This window comes from Prevotella sp. E13-27 (genome assembly GCF_023217965.1).
Taxonomy (GTDB): domain Bacteria; phylum Bacteroidota; class Bacteroidia; order Bacteroidales; family Bacteroidaceae; genus Prevotella.
The window spans coordinates 2,158,134-2,176,064 of record NZ_JALPSC010000001.1 but is presented as its reverse complement, the minus strand read 5'-3'; the positions used below and the strand labels follow the sequence as shown (position 1 = coordinate 2,176,064).

At 49.9% G+C, this 17,931-nt stretch carries 8 protein-coding genes; 5 read left to right on the top strand and 3 right to left on the bottom strand.

What is annotated here, in order from left to right; genetic code table 11:
* Positions 1–30: 30 nt before the first annotated feature.
* Positions 31–3,417: a DUF5107 domain-containing protein gene (locus M1L52_RS08540; RefSeq protein ID WP_248614509.1), complete on the top strand. Its 3,387-nt coding sequence runs from the start codon at positions 31–33 to the stop codon at positions 3,415–3,417.
* Here M1L52_RS08540 and M1L52_RS08535 read toward each other — a convergent pair.
* Positions 3,401–4,276, bottom strand: a complete 876-nt coding sequence (locus M1L52_RS08535; RefSeq protein WP_248614508.1) for an AraC family transcriptional regulator — start codon at positions 4,274–4,276, stop codon at positions 3,401–3,403. The two genes, M1L52_RS08540 and M1L52_RS08535, sit on opposite strands and share 17 nt — an antisense overlap.
* 1,078 nt (positions 4,277–5,354) lie before the next feature.
* Here M1L52_RS08535 and clpB point away from each other — a divergent pair.
* Complete coding sequence (gene clpB / locus M1L52_RS08530) at positions 5,355–7,862, top strand: ATP-dependent chaperone ClpB (RefSeq protein WP_248614507.1); 2,508 nt, start codon at positions 5,355–5,357, stop codon at positions 7,860–7,862.
* A 155-nt stretch (positions 7,863–8,017) separates the two neighbouring features.
* Here the strand turns inward: clpB and M1L52_RS08525 are convergent, their stop codons facing one another.
* Entirely contained in the window at positions 8,018–11,293 is a 3,276-nt protein-coding gene (locus M1L52_RS08525; RefSeq protein ID WP_248614506.1) for a choice-of-anchor J domain-containing protein, read from the bottom strand.
* A 57-nt stretch (positions 11,294–11,350) separates the two neighbouring features.
* Positions 11,351–12,637 (bottom strand): sensor histidine kinase, encoded by a 1,287-nt coding sequence (locus M1L52_RS08520; protein ID WP_248614505.1) that lies wholly within the window; start codon positions 12,635–12,637, stop codon positions 11,351–11,353.
* Between the two features lie 259 nt (positions 12,638–12,896).
* Between M1L52_RS08520 and M1L52_RS08515 the strand changes: the two genes are divergently transcribed.
* Genes M1L52_RS08515 through purD form a run of 3 tightly spaced genes read left to right on the top strand, consistent with a single transcriptional unit; the run spans position 12,897 to position 17,922 of the window.
* Complete coding sequence (locus tag M1L52_RS08515; protein ID WP_248614504.1) at positions 12,897–14,420, top strand: class I SAM-dependent RNA methyltransferase; 1,524 nt, start codon at positions 12,897–12,899, stop codon at positions 14,418–14,420.
* Positions 14,421–14,439: 19 nt separating this feature from the next.
* Entirely contained in the window at positions 14,440–16,593 is a 2,154-nt protein-coding gene (locus M1L52_RS08510) for a S9 family peptidase (protein ID WP_248614598.1), read from the top strand.
* Positions 16,594–16,653: 60 nt separating this feature from the next.
* The gene (gene purD, locus M1L52_RS08505) at positions 16,654–17,922 is read left to right on the top strand and encodes a phosphoribosylamine--glycine ligase (protein ID WP_248614503.1); all 1,269 of its coding nucleotides are present in this window, start codon (positions 16,654–16,656) and stop codon (positions 17,920–17,922) included.
* The last annotated feature ends 9 nt before the right edge of the window (positions 17,923–17,931 follow it).

Sequence of the window (17,931 nt, the reverse complement as noted above, 5' to 3'; positions counted from 1 at the left end):
GAGATATCGAAAAAACGAAAAAACAAAAATATGGTAAAAGCTTGGAGAGAAATCGTGACTATTCCTACCTACGAAGTAGGAAAGCCCGAAAAGAACCCGATGTTCCTGGAAAAACGTGTTTATCAGGGTTCTAGTGGCGTGGTATATCCTTATCCCGTTATCGAGTCAATGAGCGACGAGAAAGTGGATAAAGAGTACAAGGCCGTTTATATCGAGAACGAGTATATCAAGGTGATGATACTGCCCGAACTGGGCGGACGTGTGCAGATGGCTTACGATAAGATTAAGCAGCGCCACTTTGTGTATTACAACCATGTTATTAAGCCCGCATTGGTAGGCTTGGCTGGTCCTTGGATTAGTGGCGGTATCGAGTTTAACTGGCCCCAGCACCATCGTCCATCCACCTACATGCCTGTTGATAGCACCATTGTCGAGAACGAGGATGGCTCTATCACCGTATGGGTAAACGAGATGGAGCGTATGTTCCACCAAAAGGGTATGGCAGGCTTTACCCTGCGCCCTGGCTGTGCTTATCTTGAGATTCAGGGTCGTGTAAGCAATCGCACCAATCTGCCTCAGACCTTCCTGTGGTGGGCCAACCCAGCCGTTGAGGTTAACGATGCCTACCAGAGTGTGTTTCCACCCGATATCAATGCCGTGTTCGATCATGGTAAGCGTGCCGTTAGCAGTTTTCCTATAGCCACAGGAACCTATTATAAGATGGACTATTCGGCTGGTGTAGATATCTCGAACTATAAGAATATCTTTGTGCCTACCAGCTATATGGGCGTCAACTCACGCTTTGATTTCGAGGGTGGTTACGAGAACGATACCCAGGCAGGCATGCTGCATGTGGCCAGTCACCACTACTCGCCAGGTAAAAAGCAATGGACATGGGGTAACGGCGACTTTGGTCGCGCCTGGGACCGCAACCTCACCGACGAGGCTACACCCGAGGAGATGGCTCAGTGGCATATCGATCGCGAGGGCTTCCGTCCTTACATCGAGCTGATGGCAGGTGTTTATACCGAGAACCAGCCCGACTTTACCTGGCTGATGCCATACGAGGAAAAACAGTTTGTGCAGTATTTTATGCCTTATCGCGAGGTGGGCATCGTTAAGCAGGCCTCGAAGGATTTCGTGATGAACATCGAGCAGCCCGACGCTACCCATACCACCTTTAAGATTCTGGCCACTTCGAAGAAAGAGGTAAGGATAGTGCTTGAGGATAAATATGGTCATGAGTATTATAATCAGGTGGTAACCCTCTCGCCCGAGGAGGTGCTCATAGAGACGGTGGATACCCAGGATGCGCAGTTTAGCGATATGTTCTTGACTATCGATCGTCCTGAGAATCCCCGTATGTATCCGCTGTTGGAGTGGCATGCCGAGGCTGACGAAATCCGTCCTATTCCCGATGCTGCCGAGGCTGCGCTCTCTCCACAGGATACCAAGACCATCGATCAGCTTTACCTCACAGGTTTGCACCTCGAGCAGTACCGTCACGCCACCTGGAGCGCACTCGATTATTACGAGGAGGCCCTGCGCCGCGATCCGCTGGATTACCGCTGCAACATGCAGATGGGCCTGTGGTACCTGCGCCGTGCCCGTTTCGATAAGGCTAAGGGCTATCTCGAAACAGCTGTAAAGGTTCAGAAAAAACGCAATCCCAACCCCTACGATGGCGAGGCGCTGTTTTATCTGGGTGTGGTTAATAAGCTGCTGGGGCAGTATGGTGTGGCCTACAATTACTTCTGGAAATCTACCTGGAACAAGGGTTGGGCCGATGCCGGCTATTTCGAGGCTGCCTGCATCAGCATCGCTGCTGAGAAATGGGAGGATGCGCTCGACGAACTCGAACGCGCCCTCATCAGCAACAGTCACAACCATAAGGCACGTGCCATGAAGGCTGCCGTGCTGCGCAAAATGGGTAGAAAGGACGAGGCTTTGGCTTGGATTCAAGAGTCGTACACCATCGATCCATTCAACTATGTGTGCATGGTCGAGGAGCACCTGCTCACGGGCGATAACGCGCCACTCGATCGTATGGTAGAACTCATGCACGGCAACATCTATAACTACCACGAAACAGCCCTCGATTATACGCAGGCCGGTTTGAACAGCGAGGCTGCGCTGGTGCTGCAAACCGCCATCAATCGTGGGGTGGAGGAGTCGCCACTCACCTATTATTATCTGGCAAATATTACAGGTATCGAAGATGCACAGGAGTTAGTAACCAAGGCCGAGGCTGTCGATTCAGCCTATTGTTTCCCCAACCGCCTAGAGGATGTCATAGCCCTCTCTAAGGCGGTAGCAAACTCTACGCTCTACGCTCTAAACTCTAAACTAAAGATATCCAAGGCACCTTATTATCTGGGCTGCTTGTACTACGATAAGCGCCAGTACGATTTAGCCATCGAGAATTGGGAAATCTCTGCCAAGATTGATCCTAACTTCCCAACCGTATGGCGCAACCTGGCTCTCGCTCGTTTTAACAAACAGGGTAATCATGAGCAGGCACTCGAATACATGGAGCGCGCCTTCCACCTGGATGAGAACGATGAGCGCATATTCATGGAGCTCGACCAGCTTTACAAGCGCCTGCACCGTCCGCATGCCCAGCGCCTGGCCTTCTACGAGCAGCATGCCGAGCTGATAGAGCGCCGCGACGACCTCGTACTCGAACATGCCACCCTGCTAAACATGCTGGGTCGCTACGAAGAGGCTAAGCAGCTCATCGATAACCGCATCTTCCATCCTTGGGAAGGTGGCGAAGGCAAGGTGAGCGGTCAATATCAGATGTGTCGTTTGGAGATTGCGAAGAGGAACCTCACCCCCAGCCCCTCTCCAAAGGGCGAGGGGAGTATTAAGACTGCCACTAGCTTACTTGAGGAGTGTCTTGTATTCCCACATCATCTTGGCGAGGGAAAACTATATGGTTCGCAGGATAATGATTTCTACTACTTCTTGGGCATTGCCCACGAGATGCTGGGCGAGAAAGAGAAGGCAAATGAGTATTTCTTGAAAGGCACCGTAGGCCCAACCGAGCCCGCAGCCGCTATGTACTACAACGATGCCAAGCCCGATAAAATCTTCTATGCCGCCCTGTGCTACCGCAAGCTCGGTCAGGAAGATAAGGCCCGCTCACTGTTCAATAAGCTCATCAACTACGGCAAGCAGCACATCTTCGACCATGTGGTGATGGACTACTTTGCCGTGTCGCTGCCCGACTTGCTGGTATGGGAGGGCAACCTCGACGAGCTTAACCGCATCCACTGCCTGTACATGCTCGCCCTGGGCTATTACGGCATTGGCGACAAAGAAAAGGCCATGAAGTACCTTGAAGAGGTCGAGGCTATGGACAACAATCACCTCGGCGCCCGTCAGTTCCGAACGCTGATTACTGCCTCTCTTTAAGGCGGTAGTCGGTAGGGCTCATGCCCATGAGTTTGGAGAACAGGCGCGAAAAATAGAGCGGATCTTCGATGCCTACTTTATAGCAAATCATATTTATTTTCATGTCTGTAGTGCGTAACAGCCTACAGGCATGTTCTATTTTAAGGCGGTTGAAATAGGTGATAGGGCTCATGCCCGCTTTCTTCTTAAAGAGGGTGTTGAAGTGGCTTTGCGAGTAGCCCACGTAGCGCAGCACATCGTCCATCATCATGCGGTTCTCGATATTCTCGCGCATGTAGTGTATGGCCTGATCTACGATGTCGGTTGGCGCTTCGGCCTTGGCGCGGCGGAACTGGCCAAGGTAGCGCATGGAGGCCAGGAAGTGGTGCAGCAGGCTGCTAGCGTAGCGCATATCCTCAAGCTCCTTGCCGGCATGCAGCGTGGTAAGTATCTCTTCGAAGATGTTCAACCGGTCGCCAATGCGCGAGTTGATGGTAACATTGATGCTTTGCGGTGTGGCAGCACCTTCGGCATATACATAAGCTGCCGAGCCTCCGAAGTGTACCCAGTAAATAGTCCAGCTGTGTTGGGTGCCGTAAGCGTGCGGTTTATGGGCAGGCAGAATAAAGTACTGGTTCTTAGTTACCTGATGCTTCTTTCCGTCAACCTCATACCAGCCATCGCCTTCTACGCAGTATATCAGCACATACTCATCAATCGCTTTTTGGCGTGTGCGCTGGTGGTGTTCGGCTTTGGGGTAATAGCCTATATCGGTGATATACAGGCTTTGGCAGAGCTCGTCGTGTTGCTCAACCTCAATCTGCGCCGGTGGCAGTACCACCATCCGTTCGCCTTGGAATCCGTCCCTCTTCTTAATCATGCCATATACCCATTTTTTGTTTTAGGATACAAAAATACTGTTTTGTATTAATATCCACAAGAATTTATCGCAAAATTATCCATTAATCCACATTGTATAGTCCATACAACAAATTACACGTCAGAGAAGCCATCAAGCACAACTATCTTCAAACACAACACTCCGACAAAACCTTGCTTCAGTTCTGGCGCAATTGCAATATAAGCCAGACTGAATTGTAACATAGCGAAAACTAAGTTGCAATGTAGTTCTGACTGTACTGTTTTACAAAGTCGACGACTTTGGTGACCAAACTCGTCGACTTTGGTCACCAAACTCGACGAGTTTGGTTTTCAGCTTAGTCAAAATTGGATTGCAGTACTGCCAGTAATGGATTACAAGATAGACAGAACTACATTTTGCAGCGGACAACAATATAATTCAATGCAAGTATCTCATTTGCTCAACATACCCTAAATTGCAAAAAAATAATTATTCTACTTCATTTTTTGGCTAAAATTTAGGAGAATACAATTATATTGTGTACATTTGCAGCGGAGTTTTCATAAAAGCGCCCAAACGAGGGACTTGCAGTAATGCACAGGGACTCCAAAATTTTCGCTGGAAAAAAGACGATAAGCGTTATGCTCGTTCTTGTTGACTGAAACCTAGGAAATTTCAATCGAAGGACAAGATGAACATAGTGTACTTATCCTACGCGATAGCGTGGGGTTGTTGTATCACTATATCTTTCCTTCATCGGTTTTCCTAGGACCGCAGTCAAAAGATGTAGGACATACGCAGTCTTACGCTCTTTTTATGTTTGAACATTTGGGGGCTTTCCTAGCACTAAAGACTAAGAAATCAGTATTATTTATTTAGTAGGTTGTGGCCATGAATCCGTGAGGACTGCAGGCCACAATAAAAAAGAATTATTATATGTGGCGACTGCTCCGTGAGGAACGGTCGCCACTCTTTTTATGCCGAAGCAAAAATGCCATTTTGTCGGCAAGCAGCGCCATTTTGTCAGCAGAGAAGAGATGGGCACGCTATTTGAGTGATGATAGGCAGAAATGAAAATAAAAGAAAGGAGACTATTATGACACTCGAGAAATTTACAATCAAAGCACAAGAGGCGGTGCAGGCTGCAGTGCAGACGGCACAGCGCAACGGGCAACAGACAATAGAGCCTGTACACCTGTTGGTGGGCCTCATGGACAAAGCAAAGGACGTAACGACATTCATCTTCCAGAAGCTTGGCATGAACACGCAGCAGATAGAGATGCTCTGCCAACAGGAGATGATGCATCTGGCTCGCGTGGAGGGCGGACAGCCCTACCTGAGCAACGATGCTAACAAGGTGCTGCAGAAGGCAGAGGACACGGCAAAGGAGATGAACGACGAGTACGTATCGTGTGAGCCTATTATGTTGGCTCTTCTCATGGTAAACAGCACCGTAAGCCGCATACTGAAAGATGCCGGTGCCACAGAGAAGGACATGCGTCAGGCTATACTGGAGCTGCGTCGCGGACAGAAGGTGCAGTCGCAGAGTGCCGATGACAACTATCAGTCGTTGGAGAAATATGCAAAGAACCTCGTTGACCTTGCTCGTCAGGGAAAGCTCGACCCTGTCATAGGACGCGATGACGAGATACGCCGCGTGTTGCAGATACTGAGCCGACGCACGAAGAACAATCCAATACTTATAGGTGAGCCAGGTACAGGTAAGACAGCCATAGTAGAAGGTCTGGCAGGACGAATAGTGCGCGGCGACGTGCCAGAGAACCTGAAAGACAAACAGCTCTACTCACTCGACATGGGTGCGCTGGTGGCTGGCGCGAAGTACAAGGGCGAGTTCGAGGAGCGTCTGAAGAGTGTCATCAACGAGGTAACACAAGCTGATGGGCGCATAATCCTCTTCATTGATGAGATACACACTCTAGTGGGTGCTGGCGGCGGAGAGGGCGCCATGGACGCAGCAAACATCTTGAAGCCTGCACTGGCACGTGGTGAGCTGAGAGCCATAGGTGCAACGACGCTCAACGAGTATCAGAAGTATTTCGAGAAGGACAAGGCTCTGGAGCGCCGCTTCCAGACAGTGATGGTTGATGAGCCCGACGAGCTGAGTGCCATCTCAATACTCCGCGGACTGAAAGAGCGCTACGAGAACCACCATAAGGTGCGCATCCAGGATGATGCCTGCATAGCTGCCGTACAACTGTCAGAGCGATATATCTCAGAGCGATTCCTACCTGACAAAGCCATAGACTTGATGGACGAGGCTGCAGCAAAACTTCGCATGGAGCGCGACTCGGTACCAGAAGAACTTGATGAGATTACGCGCCGACTGGCTCAGCTTGAGATTGAGAGGGAGGCCATCAAGCGCGAAGGCGACGAGCCGAAGATTGCCCAACTCGACAAGGACATCGCTGAACTGAAGGAGCAGGAGACGCAGTTCCGTGCAAAGTGGGAAGGAGAGCGACAACTGGTGAATCAGATTCAGCAGGACAAGCAGCAGATGGAGCAGTTGAAGTTCGAGGCAGAACGTGCCGAGCGCGAGGGCGACTATGGTAAGGTGGCCGAGATACGCTACTCGAAACTGAAGACACTGGAGGACAACATCAGACACATTCAGGCTCAGCTCGCATCAGCACAGGGAGGCAACTCGTTGGTGCGCGAGGAGGTGACTGCCGACGATATTGCCGAGGTGGTGAGCCGCTGGACTGGAATACCTGTAACACGAATGATGCAGAGCGAACGCGAGAAACTGCTCCATCTGGAGGACGAGCTCCACAAGAGAGTTATAGGTCAGAACGAAGCGATAACAGCTGTCAGCGATGCAGTACGCCGTTCACGTGCCGGACTGCAAGACCCGAAGCGACCAATAGCATCATTTATCTTCCTCGGCACGACAGGTGTGGGTAAGACTGAGCTGGCGAAGGCACTGGCAGAATATCTGTTCAACGACGAGACGATGATGACCCGCATAGACATGTCGGAGTATCAGGAGAAACATACCGTGAGCCGACTGATAGGTGCACCTCCGGGATATGTGGGCTACGACGAAGGCGGACAGCTGACAGAGGCGGTGAGACGCAAGCCATACTCTGTGATACTCTTCGACGAGATAGAGAAGGCGCATGCCGATGTGTTCAACATATTGCTGCAGGTGCTTGACGATGGCCGACTGACGGACAACAAGGGACGCACGGCAGACTTTAAGAACACGATAATCATTATGACGTCGAACGCCACTCGTGAACAACTACGTATGACAATGCGCCCTGAGTTCTTGAACCGCATAGACGAGATTATCACCTTCCAGCAGCTGTCACAGGAGGAGATAGCACAGGTGGTGAACCTGCAGCTTAACAGAGTAAAGCAGATGCTTGAGCCACAGGGCTTCCGTCTGGAGGCTACGGAGCATGCCGTTAAATGGCTGGCGAAGGAAGGCTACGACCCAGAGTTCGGTGCTCGTCCTGTGAAACGCGCCATACAGCAGTATGTGCTCAACGACCTGTCAAAGAAACTGCTTGCCGGACAGATAGACCGCGACAAACCGATTATCATAGATGAATTTGGCGACGGACTAGTGTTCAGAAACTAAATAATAGAGGTAAGAGGTGAGAGGTAAGAAGTAAGAGGTGAGAGGATAGTTTGCATGCTATCTTTCTTTGAGAGATTTCTGGATTTACCAGCATTTCTCTCACCTCTTACCTCTTACCTCTCACCTCTTACTTCTTACCTCTTACCTCTAACTTCTTACTTCACCACAGTCTTGCGACCATCGATGATGTAGATGCCCTTCTGGAGCTTCTGAGTATCATCGACACGAGTACCATCGAGACGATATACACCACGCTGACGAGCATTCTGGACACTTGATGCGAAGGTGTCGTCGATGCCGAGAAGCATCTCTTCCTCGCAGATGTACAGGTCATCGAAACAGATGACGAACTTCTCAGCAGCATCCATCTTGCTGACCATGGCAAACTTCACGATGATATAGTCGGAAGACTTGAACTCACTGAGATCGACCTTCACTTTCTTCCAAGTGGTAGAAGTCTCGTTCTGGAAATCAATCTGAGCAACAACCTTTGCCTTGCTGTCCTGATTGCTCTCTACAGCAACGCCGAGAGTAGCTATGTCATTGGCTTTCTGAGCCAGGTAACGGAAAGCGAGGACAGGTTTCTCAACACCTGCGAGAGTCATCTTACCAAGGTTATAGAAGCCATAGTCGGCACGGTTAGGCTCAAAGGCCATAGCATAATCCTGACTGAAGTCATCGTCGGAGAGCTTTGCCAAGCCCATGTTCCAGTCGGGATAGTCGCCCTCAAGCCATACGAACTTCTGGTTGGTCTTGTCGAAGTGGTCAACATAAGGCAAGGTGTAAGGTTCACCAATAACGAGGCTGTTAGTAGGAACAAGCTCGCTAAGGCCAGCTGTGTTCTGTGCGTCGATAGCATAGTAGAGCAGTTGCTGGTCTCCCTCAGCTGTCTTCACGCCAGTGTTATAAGGTGACTTGATATTCTTCTTCACCAGTGTAGGATAGCCATCGGCAGAGATGGTGTAGAGGTTATAGGTGAGGAGCTCAGGATTGAGTACCAAACCATTGTAGCCCTTTTCAGGCGCCTTCCATGTGAGCACAGCCTCTGTACCATTGTCGGTGAGAGCCACCTCAGTAGGCTCTGTGGGGTAGTCCTGACCAATGAAGAGAGAGAACGGAGCCTTTGCACCTGCATCGTCGCCCGCGTAAGCCACAACATAATATGTGTTTATGCCGTTCTTCATGTTCTCCGCTAAGATGGTGCACTCCTGACCAGGAGTAGGATTGTCTATACGACCACAAACGATGTCGTCTGTATCGATGACAACGATGCGGCTAATGGCTGTAAGAGGATCACCATGTAGGGTCTCAGTAGGAGCAGTGAACTTAACCGTTGCCTTCAGATAGCCCTGAGCATCAGCAGTTGCAACGATGTCTGTTACTACCTTTGGAGCAGAACTTGAAAGTGATGATGCGAGGTGAATCTCATCGAGATAGAGCTCGCCAGACTCAGCCTTACTGATGGCGTGGAAAGCAATCTGATAGATGCCGTCGGCCTTGATATTGATGTCGGCCATGAACTCCTCAAGGTTCACATCGGTGATATCGAAAGAATCCTTCACTACCTCATAGTCAGCGAGATCTTCGCCTGCAAGACCAACGAGCACACGCATGCGCTGGTCATACTTCGCGCCACTATAGCCCTTTCTGGCAGTGAACTTCAGCTCGTAGCTGCCACCTTTCTCAAGCTGGAGGGGAGGTGTGAGCAGATAGTCGTTGCTGGCGTTCTTGGAATAGATCATGGCATGATCAGCGACAGTGCCGGTATAGGTATATACCTTGTGATAGCGAACCCAGATGTTCTGCCAGTCTGAGTACTTAGGCTTAACGCCGTCGTTATCAGAATCGATAACTGTGAAGCGGTCGAAGCCCTGCTGTGTCGTGAAGTCTTCGTCGAATGGAGGTACAAGAGCCTGGCCAACGACAACCTTGTTAGATACGGCAGTATCGCCAACATGCTTGCCATTGACAGCAACGACACCATAGAAATAGCTCTTCAGATCGGCTGTCTTCTCTATCTTCTCAGAGAAGCCGATGAGCTTCAGGTCATGTGCAACGACGACGCTGTCAGGGTAGCGTATGACATCATAAGAGAGATTTGCCTGTGTAAGAGGCTTGCCATTGATGCCCTCTACAGGAGCATCCCATGAGAGACGCATGAACTCAGTGTCCATGTTATAGTTCAGCTTCAGGTTGGTGACAGCAAGCGGTGTGTCGCGACCGATATAGAGCTTTGCCGTCTTGGCAGCGCCTTCGCCGGCAGCATTCTTTGCCACCACCTTCACCTCAACGATGCGACCTTCAGAAGGCACGCTTACAACCTTTGCCACCTGTGCGCCAGCCTGTGCTGTGCTGGTAGCCACGAGAACGGAATCATCGACATAGATAGAGTATGTCAGCTCGCCAGAGAGGTCGTCACCAGAATAAGTTTTTGTAGGCATAGTGAACGCAACGATGCCAGTGGTCTGCTCGCCTTCGAAAGAGAGCTGCAAGTCGCTGACTGCAGCAGGAGCATCGTCGGCAGCCTCCATAGGAGCAATATACATGTTAACAAGGTAAGCATTGTCAGGAATCTGCATTAGCTTGGTAGCCTTCACCTGACCAATGTTATAATTTATCTCATAGAGATAGCTCTTGTTGTTCGTTGACACATAGCTCCAATAGAGCTTTTTGGTGCGTGGGTCGAAGGTCATTGAGCTTGGGTTGGTAGAGATATCCTCAATGCCGAGGTCGCCAATGGGTAATACGTTCACGGTAGTAGAGCCGAGTTCAATGGCCTCATCAGTCAACACCTTATCTATAATATAGAGATAGCCATCGCGACCAACGCCATAGAGAAAGCCGTTCTCAGCAGCTGCGATAGCAGCAAAAGGAGTATCCACGATGCCTATGATATTCTTCTTAGGAGCACCAGAGGCCTCAGTATTGATGAAGTCGATGGTAGCGAGCTTGAGGTTGATGACCTCATAGTTCATATTGAAGTTATAGAAGATGCCATAGTTAAGACCTGTCACAGGGTCGTGGGTAATGCCTGACGACGAGATGAGGTTACCATACATGTTACTTAGCGCCAGTCCCTTTGTACGATTCCAGGTCTGCATGTCGTAAGCAACATTGTAGATGGTGTAGGTCTGAGCCTGCTCATAGGGGTCCCATTCGGCCTTGAAGTGGATGCCGTGCATGGTTCCGTCCTGATAGACGGCACCACCGAGGGGCGCCATGTAGGGGTCAGCTTTGTCAACAAGCATAGTCAGCTGTCCGTCTTCCTTGACCTCAAGCTGATAGATGCCTTCCTTGTTGTTACCCATCGTCCACGAATCGGCTTTCACCACACCCGTAATAATCTTTGGAACATAGTTTGCGGCATTAGCCGACAGCGACACCACGAAGAGTGCCATGATTCCCAAAATGGAAATACCAGTTTTTTTCATAGTTAAAGTTTATAATATATGTGTTTATGTGTGTTACTCAAAACTATTTTCTGTGTGTTACTCATATTCGTTTTTACCAGGTATTGCATCTACGTCGGCAAATGGCACTTCGAAGGTGAACGTTGCGCCCTGGCCAAGCTGCGAGTCGACTTTCACGTTACCACCCATGCTGTATGCCATAGTACGACAAGTGGTGAGGCCCAAGCCTGCGCCTGGGATGAACTCATCGACCTTGAAGAAGCGTTCGAAGATACGCTCGTGATACTCAGGCGCTATGCCCTTGCCAGTATCGCGCACCCATAGCTTTATCTTTCCCTTTACAGGAGTGTCGAAACCTACGGTCACCTCTCCCCTATCCGTGAACTTCACGGCGTTTGACACTAAGTGGCGCATGGTTTCCTGCATGCGGTTCCTGTCAGAGGTAATACTCAGAGATGACTGTGGGAACGATGTTGTCATCGTAACGCCCTTATTCAGCTGAGGCATGTACTGATCAACAACAGCTTTAAGCATGATAGGAAGATCAAAGGTAGTGAGCATCAGCTCCTCCTTGCCTGCCTCAACCTTAGATATGCTTACCACATCATCGACGATGCGCAGCAACTTCTGGGTGTTCTCCTGAATAAGATCGAGGATGGACTGTCGTTCTTCAGCATTCTGCAAATCGGGCAGCAAGCTGGTAAAGCCAACGATAGCATTCAGCGGAGTACGAATCTCGTGGCTTATATTCGCAAGGAAGGCTGTCTTCAGACGGTCGCTCTCCTCAGCCTTGTATTTTGCCTCAATGAGTGCAGCCTCCATAGCCTTGCGCTCATCGATACGCATTGACGTACCAACGATGCTTACAGGGTTGCCGTCAATATCGCGCTCAGCAACTGTAGCGAAGCTCTCTTCCCAATAAGTGGTGTTAGTGCCTGTTATCTTAACACGATACTCTTCATGATAGGTATCTGTGCGTCCCTGACAGATTTCTTCAATCGACTTGTACACTCGTGCCGCATCGCGCTCGTCAAGCATATTGGTACTGCCTTGAACATCGCTACCATCCTCCTCAGGTTTCCACTCGTTACCCTGACCACGGAAGTCATTGTCGAATGTAACAACAAAAGTCTTGGGATCGATATGCCATGTAGATAGCCTCATAGCCTTAAGCACGAACTCCGACTCGATATTGCTTTTCTTCACCTGGTCAAGCAATGACAAGTCGTAGGACAACTCGCGCCCTTTCTTACGCTGATAAAAGACGAGTACTATGGAGATGACCAGTGACAACAATAGCGCTATCCATAGAAGCACATTGGTAAACTGCGTATCCTGATACGAAAACAAAAGCAGGTTTGTCATTCGTCTAAAAATCGATTTTAGTTATTTTCGTGTGCAAAAGTACGAAATAAATTGCGAATTACATGTGCGTGCGCAACGTTTTTTTTATAAAAAACAAATATTAATGAGAATTATTTTGAGTTTCGTATCTTTTAGCGTAACTTTGCACCGATTTTTCATTCTGCCTAAACAGTCGCAGCGTTCTGCCTAAACAGACTTAGTGTTCTGCCTAAACACTCGCAGCGTTCTGCCTAAACAGAATATTTCTCTAATATATTCAATGGAACAAGAATTTGAACTGATCGCCAAGACGTTCATGGGACTGGAACCTGTGCTGGCGAAAGAACTGACCCAACTTGGGGCAAACAATGTACAGATTGGTAGACGAATGGTGTCGTTTACGGGTGACAAGGAAATGATGTATCGAGCAAACTTCTCGCTACATACAGCAATAAAGATTTTGAAGCCCATTGCTCGCTTCAAAGCCCAAAGCGCCGATGATGTTTACAACGAAATCAAGAAGATAGACTGGACTAAGTATCTGGACAACGACCACACGTTCGCTGTCGATGCAGTAGTGTTCTCAGAAGAGTTCCGACACTCAAAGTTCGTGAGCTATAAGGTCAAGGATGCCATCGTTGACCAGTTCCGCGAGAACACTGGCAGCCGTCCAAATATTTCTGTTGCTAATCCAGACCTCAGGCTGCACATCCACATAGCCGAGGCCGACTGCACCCTGTGTTTGGACTCAAGCGGTGAGAGTCTGCACCGTCGCGGCTATCGTCAGGAGAGCGTGGAAGCGCCTCTGAACGAGGTTCTTGCTGCTGGTATGATTCTCATGACAGGATGGAAGGGCGACACCGACTTCATAGACCCGATGTGTGGAAGCGGCACGCTGCTCGTAGAGGCAGCACTCATAGCACGCAACATGGCACCAGGACTGTTCCGCAAGGAATATGCCTTCGAGAAGTGGCCCGACTTCGATGCTGACCTCTTCGACAAGATTTACAATGACGATTCTCAAGAACGCGAGTTCACTCACCATATCTATGGCTACGACATCGACATGAAGGCAGTCAATACAGCCCGCATGAACGTGAAGGCAGCTGGACTTACTGCCGACATCACCGTAGAGCAGCAGGACTTCAAGAATTTCACTCAGCCAAAGGAGAAGAGCATACTCGTATCGAACCCGCCTTATGGCGAGCGCATCTCTACGCCAGACCTTCTCGGCACATACCGCATGATTGGTGAGCGATTGAAGCACCAGTTCGTTGGTGGCGAGGCTTGGATTCTGAGCTATCGTGAGGAATGCTTCGAGCAGATTGGACTGAAGCCAAGCATAAAGATTCCCGTATTCAACGGTTCTCTGGAGTGCGAGTTCCGCAAATACCAGATGTTCGATGGCAAGCTGAAGGAATTCAGAAGCGAAGGTGGCATCGTAAAGACCGAAGAAGAGAAGCGTCAGATGAGCGAGAAACACCGCTTCAAGAAGGAGCGTGAGTTCAAGAAGCGTCTCGACGAGCAGGAAGACAATGAGAGTAGCGACATTCGCTCATTCACATTCCACTCAAACAAGCCATCAGCATGGGGCTCAAAGGACGAGCGCCGCAGCGAAGGTGGCAGTCGGAAGAAATTCAGTCGCGACGACAGCGACTTCAAGGAGAAGAAAGGCTTTAGGGGCTCTAAGGATGGCCGCAAGCCCTTCAAGAGCGAGAACCGCGGCGGACACGAGAGCTTTGACCGTAGCGGTGGCAAGAAACCATTCAAGAAATTCAAGCGTTTCAACAATGACGAAGACTAACATAAGCATGGGGACCATCATGGTCCTTTGCTTTTTTCTTACGTGTCTCCCAATATCTATGACAGCCCAGCAGCGACTATTCACCCTCGAAGACTTGAACTTCGGAGGAACGAACTTCCACAACCTCCGTCCGAAGAATCTGTTTCTCACCTGGTGGGGCGATGAGCTGATGCGACAGGATGCAGAGACTGCCTACCGACTCGACAGCAAAAGCGGCAAGGAGACAGCAGTATTCACACTCAGCGACCTTGGCAACGACTTCCACTCGCTGATGTGGGTCAGATACCCATACGCTGACAAGCCATTGGCACTCGTAAAGAACAGCAAAGAGCGTGTGCTTTACGACTTCAAACAGAAGAAAGTAGAGTGGCGACAGACCTGTAGTGGCGAGAGCAATGCTGCGTGGAACAGCGAGTCACGCGCAGTGGCTTACACTCGCGATCATCAGCTCTATGTGCGTACTGCCGACAACGTGGAGCATCAGCTCAGCACCGATGGCTCTCGAGAGATAGTATATGGCGAAGCCGTTCACCGCAACGAATTCGGCATAAACAGCGGACTTTTCTGGAGTGCCGACGGACAGCGTCTGGCATTCTACCGCATGGATCAGAGCATGGTGACCGATTACCCACAGGTGAATATAGACCCACGTGTGGCAGAAGAAGAGCCTGACAAATACCCAATGGCAGGCATGAGCGCACATCATGTTACTATAGGTGTATATAACCTTCAGACGCAAAAGACTGTCTATCTGCATACTCCAGAAGCATCGACCGACGCCGACTGTCTCGAAGATTTCATCTATCTTACAAACGTCACGTTCTCGCCTGATGGAAAGACGGTTTACCTCTTCGAACTAAACCGCGATCAGAACGATTGTCGTCTTGTGACTTACGATGCAACGACAGGCGAACGACTGGAAGAGCTCTATCGCGAGACAAGCGAAAAATATGTGGAGCCCCTGAATCCAGTGACATTCCTGCCGTGGGACTCGCAGAAGTTCATAATGCAGAGCCAGAAAGACGGATATAACCATCTGTATCTTTTTGACACGTCAGGCAAACAGCTCTCACAGCTCACATCAGGAAAGTGGGTGGTTCTCAACGTTCTCGGATTCAACAAGGCAGAGAAATCCGTCATCTATTCTTCAAACGAGCTAAACCCATTGCAACGCAACATATTCAGCGTCAGCATCAAGACAGGCAAGCGCCAGTGTCTTAGCAACAGCGAGGGTGTACACCACGGTATGCTATCAGCAACAGGAAGTCAGGTGGCAGACTACTACTCAACACCAACAGAGCCACGTGTGATAGAACGCTATACGACAAGCGGCAAACAAGGGGCTGCGCGTAAGAGTGCAAAAGAGCTGCTACGAGCCGACAACCCATGGAAAGACTTCGTTGTTCCTATGTACGAGAATGGAAGCATAAAGGCTGCCGACGGTATTACCGACCTTTACTATCGTATGGTTAAGCCTGCCGACTTCGACCCACAGAAGAAATACCCCACAGTAGTCTATGTCTATGGCGGACCTCACGCCCACAATGTGGAAGCATCATGGCACTGGGCATCGCGCTCATGGGAGACATACATGGCCCAGAAAGGCTACATAGTGTTCATTCTCGACAACCGAGGCTCAGAGAATCGTGGCAGGGACTTCGAGCAAGCCACCTTCCGTCAGCTTGGACAGGTGGAGATGGCAGACCAGATGAAGGGCGTTGACTATCTGCGCACCCTACCCTATGTCGATATGTCGCGCCTTGGCGTTCACGGATGGTCGTTCGGTGGTTTCATGACTATCTCGCTAATGCTCAACCACCCCGATGTGTTCAAGGTTGGCGTGGCTGGCGGACCTGTCATTGACTGGCAGTGGTACGAGGTGATGTATGGCGAGCGATATATGGACACCCCACAGCAGAATCCTGATGGCTATGCCAAGACGTCACTCATTGACAAGGCCGGCAACCTGAAAGGAAAGCTACAGGTAATCATTGGCTACAACGACCCAACAGTAGTGCCACAACATGCCCTGTCATTCCTTAAGGCTTGTGCAGAGGCTGGCACACAGCCCGACTTCTTTGCCTACCCTGGCGAAGGTCATAACATGATGGGCCACAACAGCGTGCATCTCCATGAGCGTATAACTCAATATTTCGAAGATTATCTAAAATAGTACCCATCCTCCCATTAACCCAATTTAGCCCATTAACCCCATTAACCCCATAAAACAACAATGAAAATTCTTCTTTTAGGCAGCGGCGGACGCGAACACGCCTTAGCATGGAAAATCGCTCAGAGCGAGCAAGTAGAGAAACTGTATATTGCGCCAGGCAATGCCGGCACAGCTAACTGCGGCATCAACATTCCCATGAAGGCCGATGACTTCGAAGTCATAAAGGAGTTTGTTGTTGCTGAAGAAATAGATATGGTGGTGGTAGGTCCTGAAGACCCATTGGTGAAAGGAATCTACGACGATATGAAGAACGACGAGCGTACGAAGGACGTTCCCGTCATCGGTCCGTCGAAGGCTGGTGCTGTGCTCGAAGGCTCAAAAGACTTCGCAAAGGCATTCATGCAGCGCCATAACATCCCCACAGCACGCTATCAGACTTTCGATGGTGAGCACCTGCAGGAGGGATTGGCATTCCTCGAAACGCTTAAAGCGCCCTACGTTCTGAAGGCCGATGGTCTCTGCGCTGGTAAGGGTGTGCTCATTCTTCCAACTCTTGACGAAGCAAAGAAAGAACTGAAAGAGATGTTAGGCGGCATGTTTGGCAACGCCTCATCACGCGTAGTAATTGAAGAGTTCCTCAGCGGAATAGAGTGCTCAGTATTTGTTCTCACAGACGGCGAGCACTATAAGATTCTGCCAGAGGCAAAGGACTACAAGCGTATTGGCGAGGGTGACACAGGTCTGAACACTGGCGGCATGGGTAGCGTATCGCCTGTTCCATTCGCAACAAAGGAATGGATGAAGAAGGTGGAAGACCGTATCATCCGTCCTACGGTTGAGGGACTGAAAAAGGAAGGCATCAGTTATAAAGGATTCATCTTCTTCGGACTCATCAATGTAGAGGGTGAGCCAATGGTCATAGAATACAACTGCCGCATGGGCGACCCAGAGACAGAGAGCGTCATGCTGCGTCTTAAGACCGATATTGTTGACCTGTTCCAAGGCGTTGCCGATGGCAATCTCGACCAGCACGCTATTGAGTTTGACGAGCGTGCCGCTGTATGCGTCATGCTTGTATCAGGAGGATATCCCGAAGCCTACAAGAAGGGCTACCCCATCACAGGTATTGACGAGGTGGAAGGCAGCATTGTTTTCCATGCCGGCACTGCCATGAAAGACGGACAGGTGGTTACCAACGGTGGACGCGTCATTGCAGTCTCTTCTTATGGCAAAGACAAGGACGAGGCACTACGCAAGTCATTCACTGAGGCACAAAAGATATCATTCACAGACCGATACTTCCGCCGCGATATTGGCAAAGACCTTTGAATGTGAGAC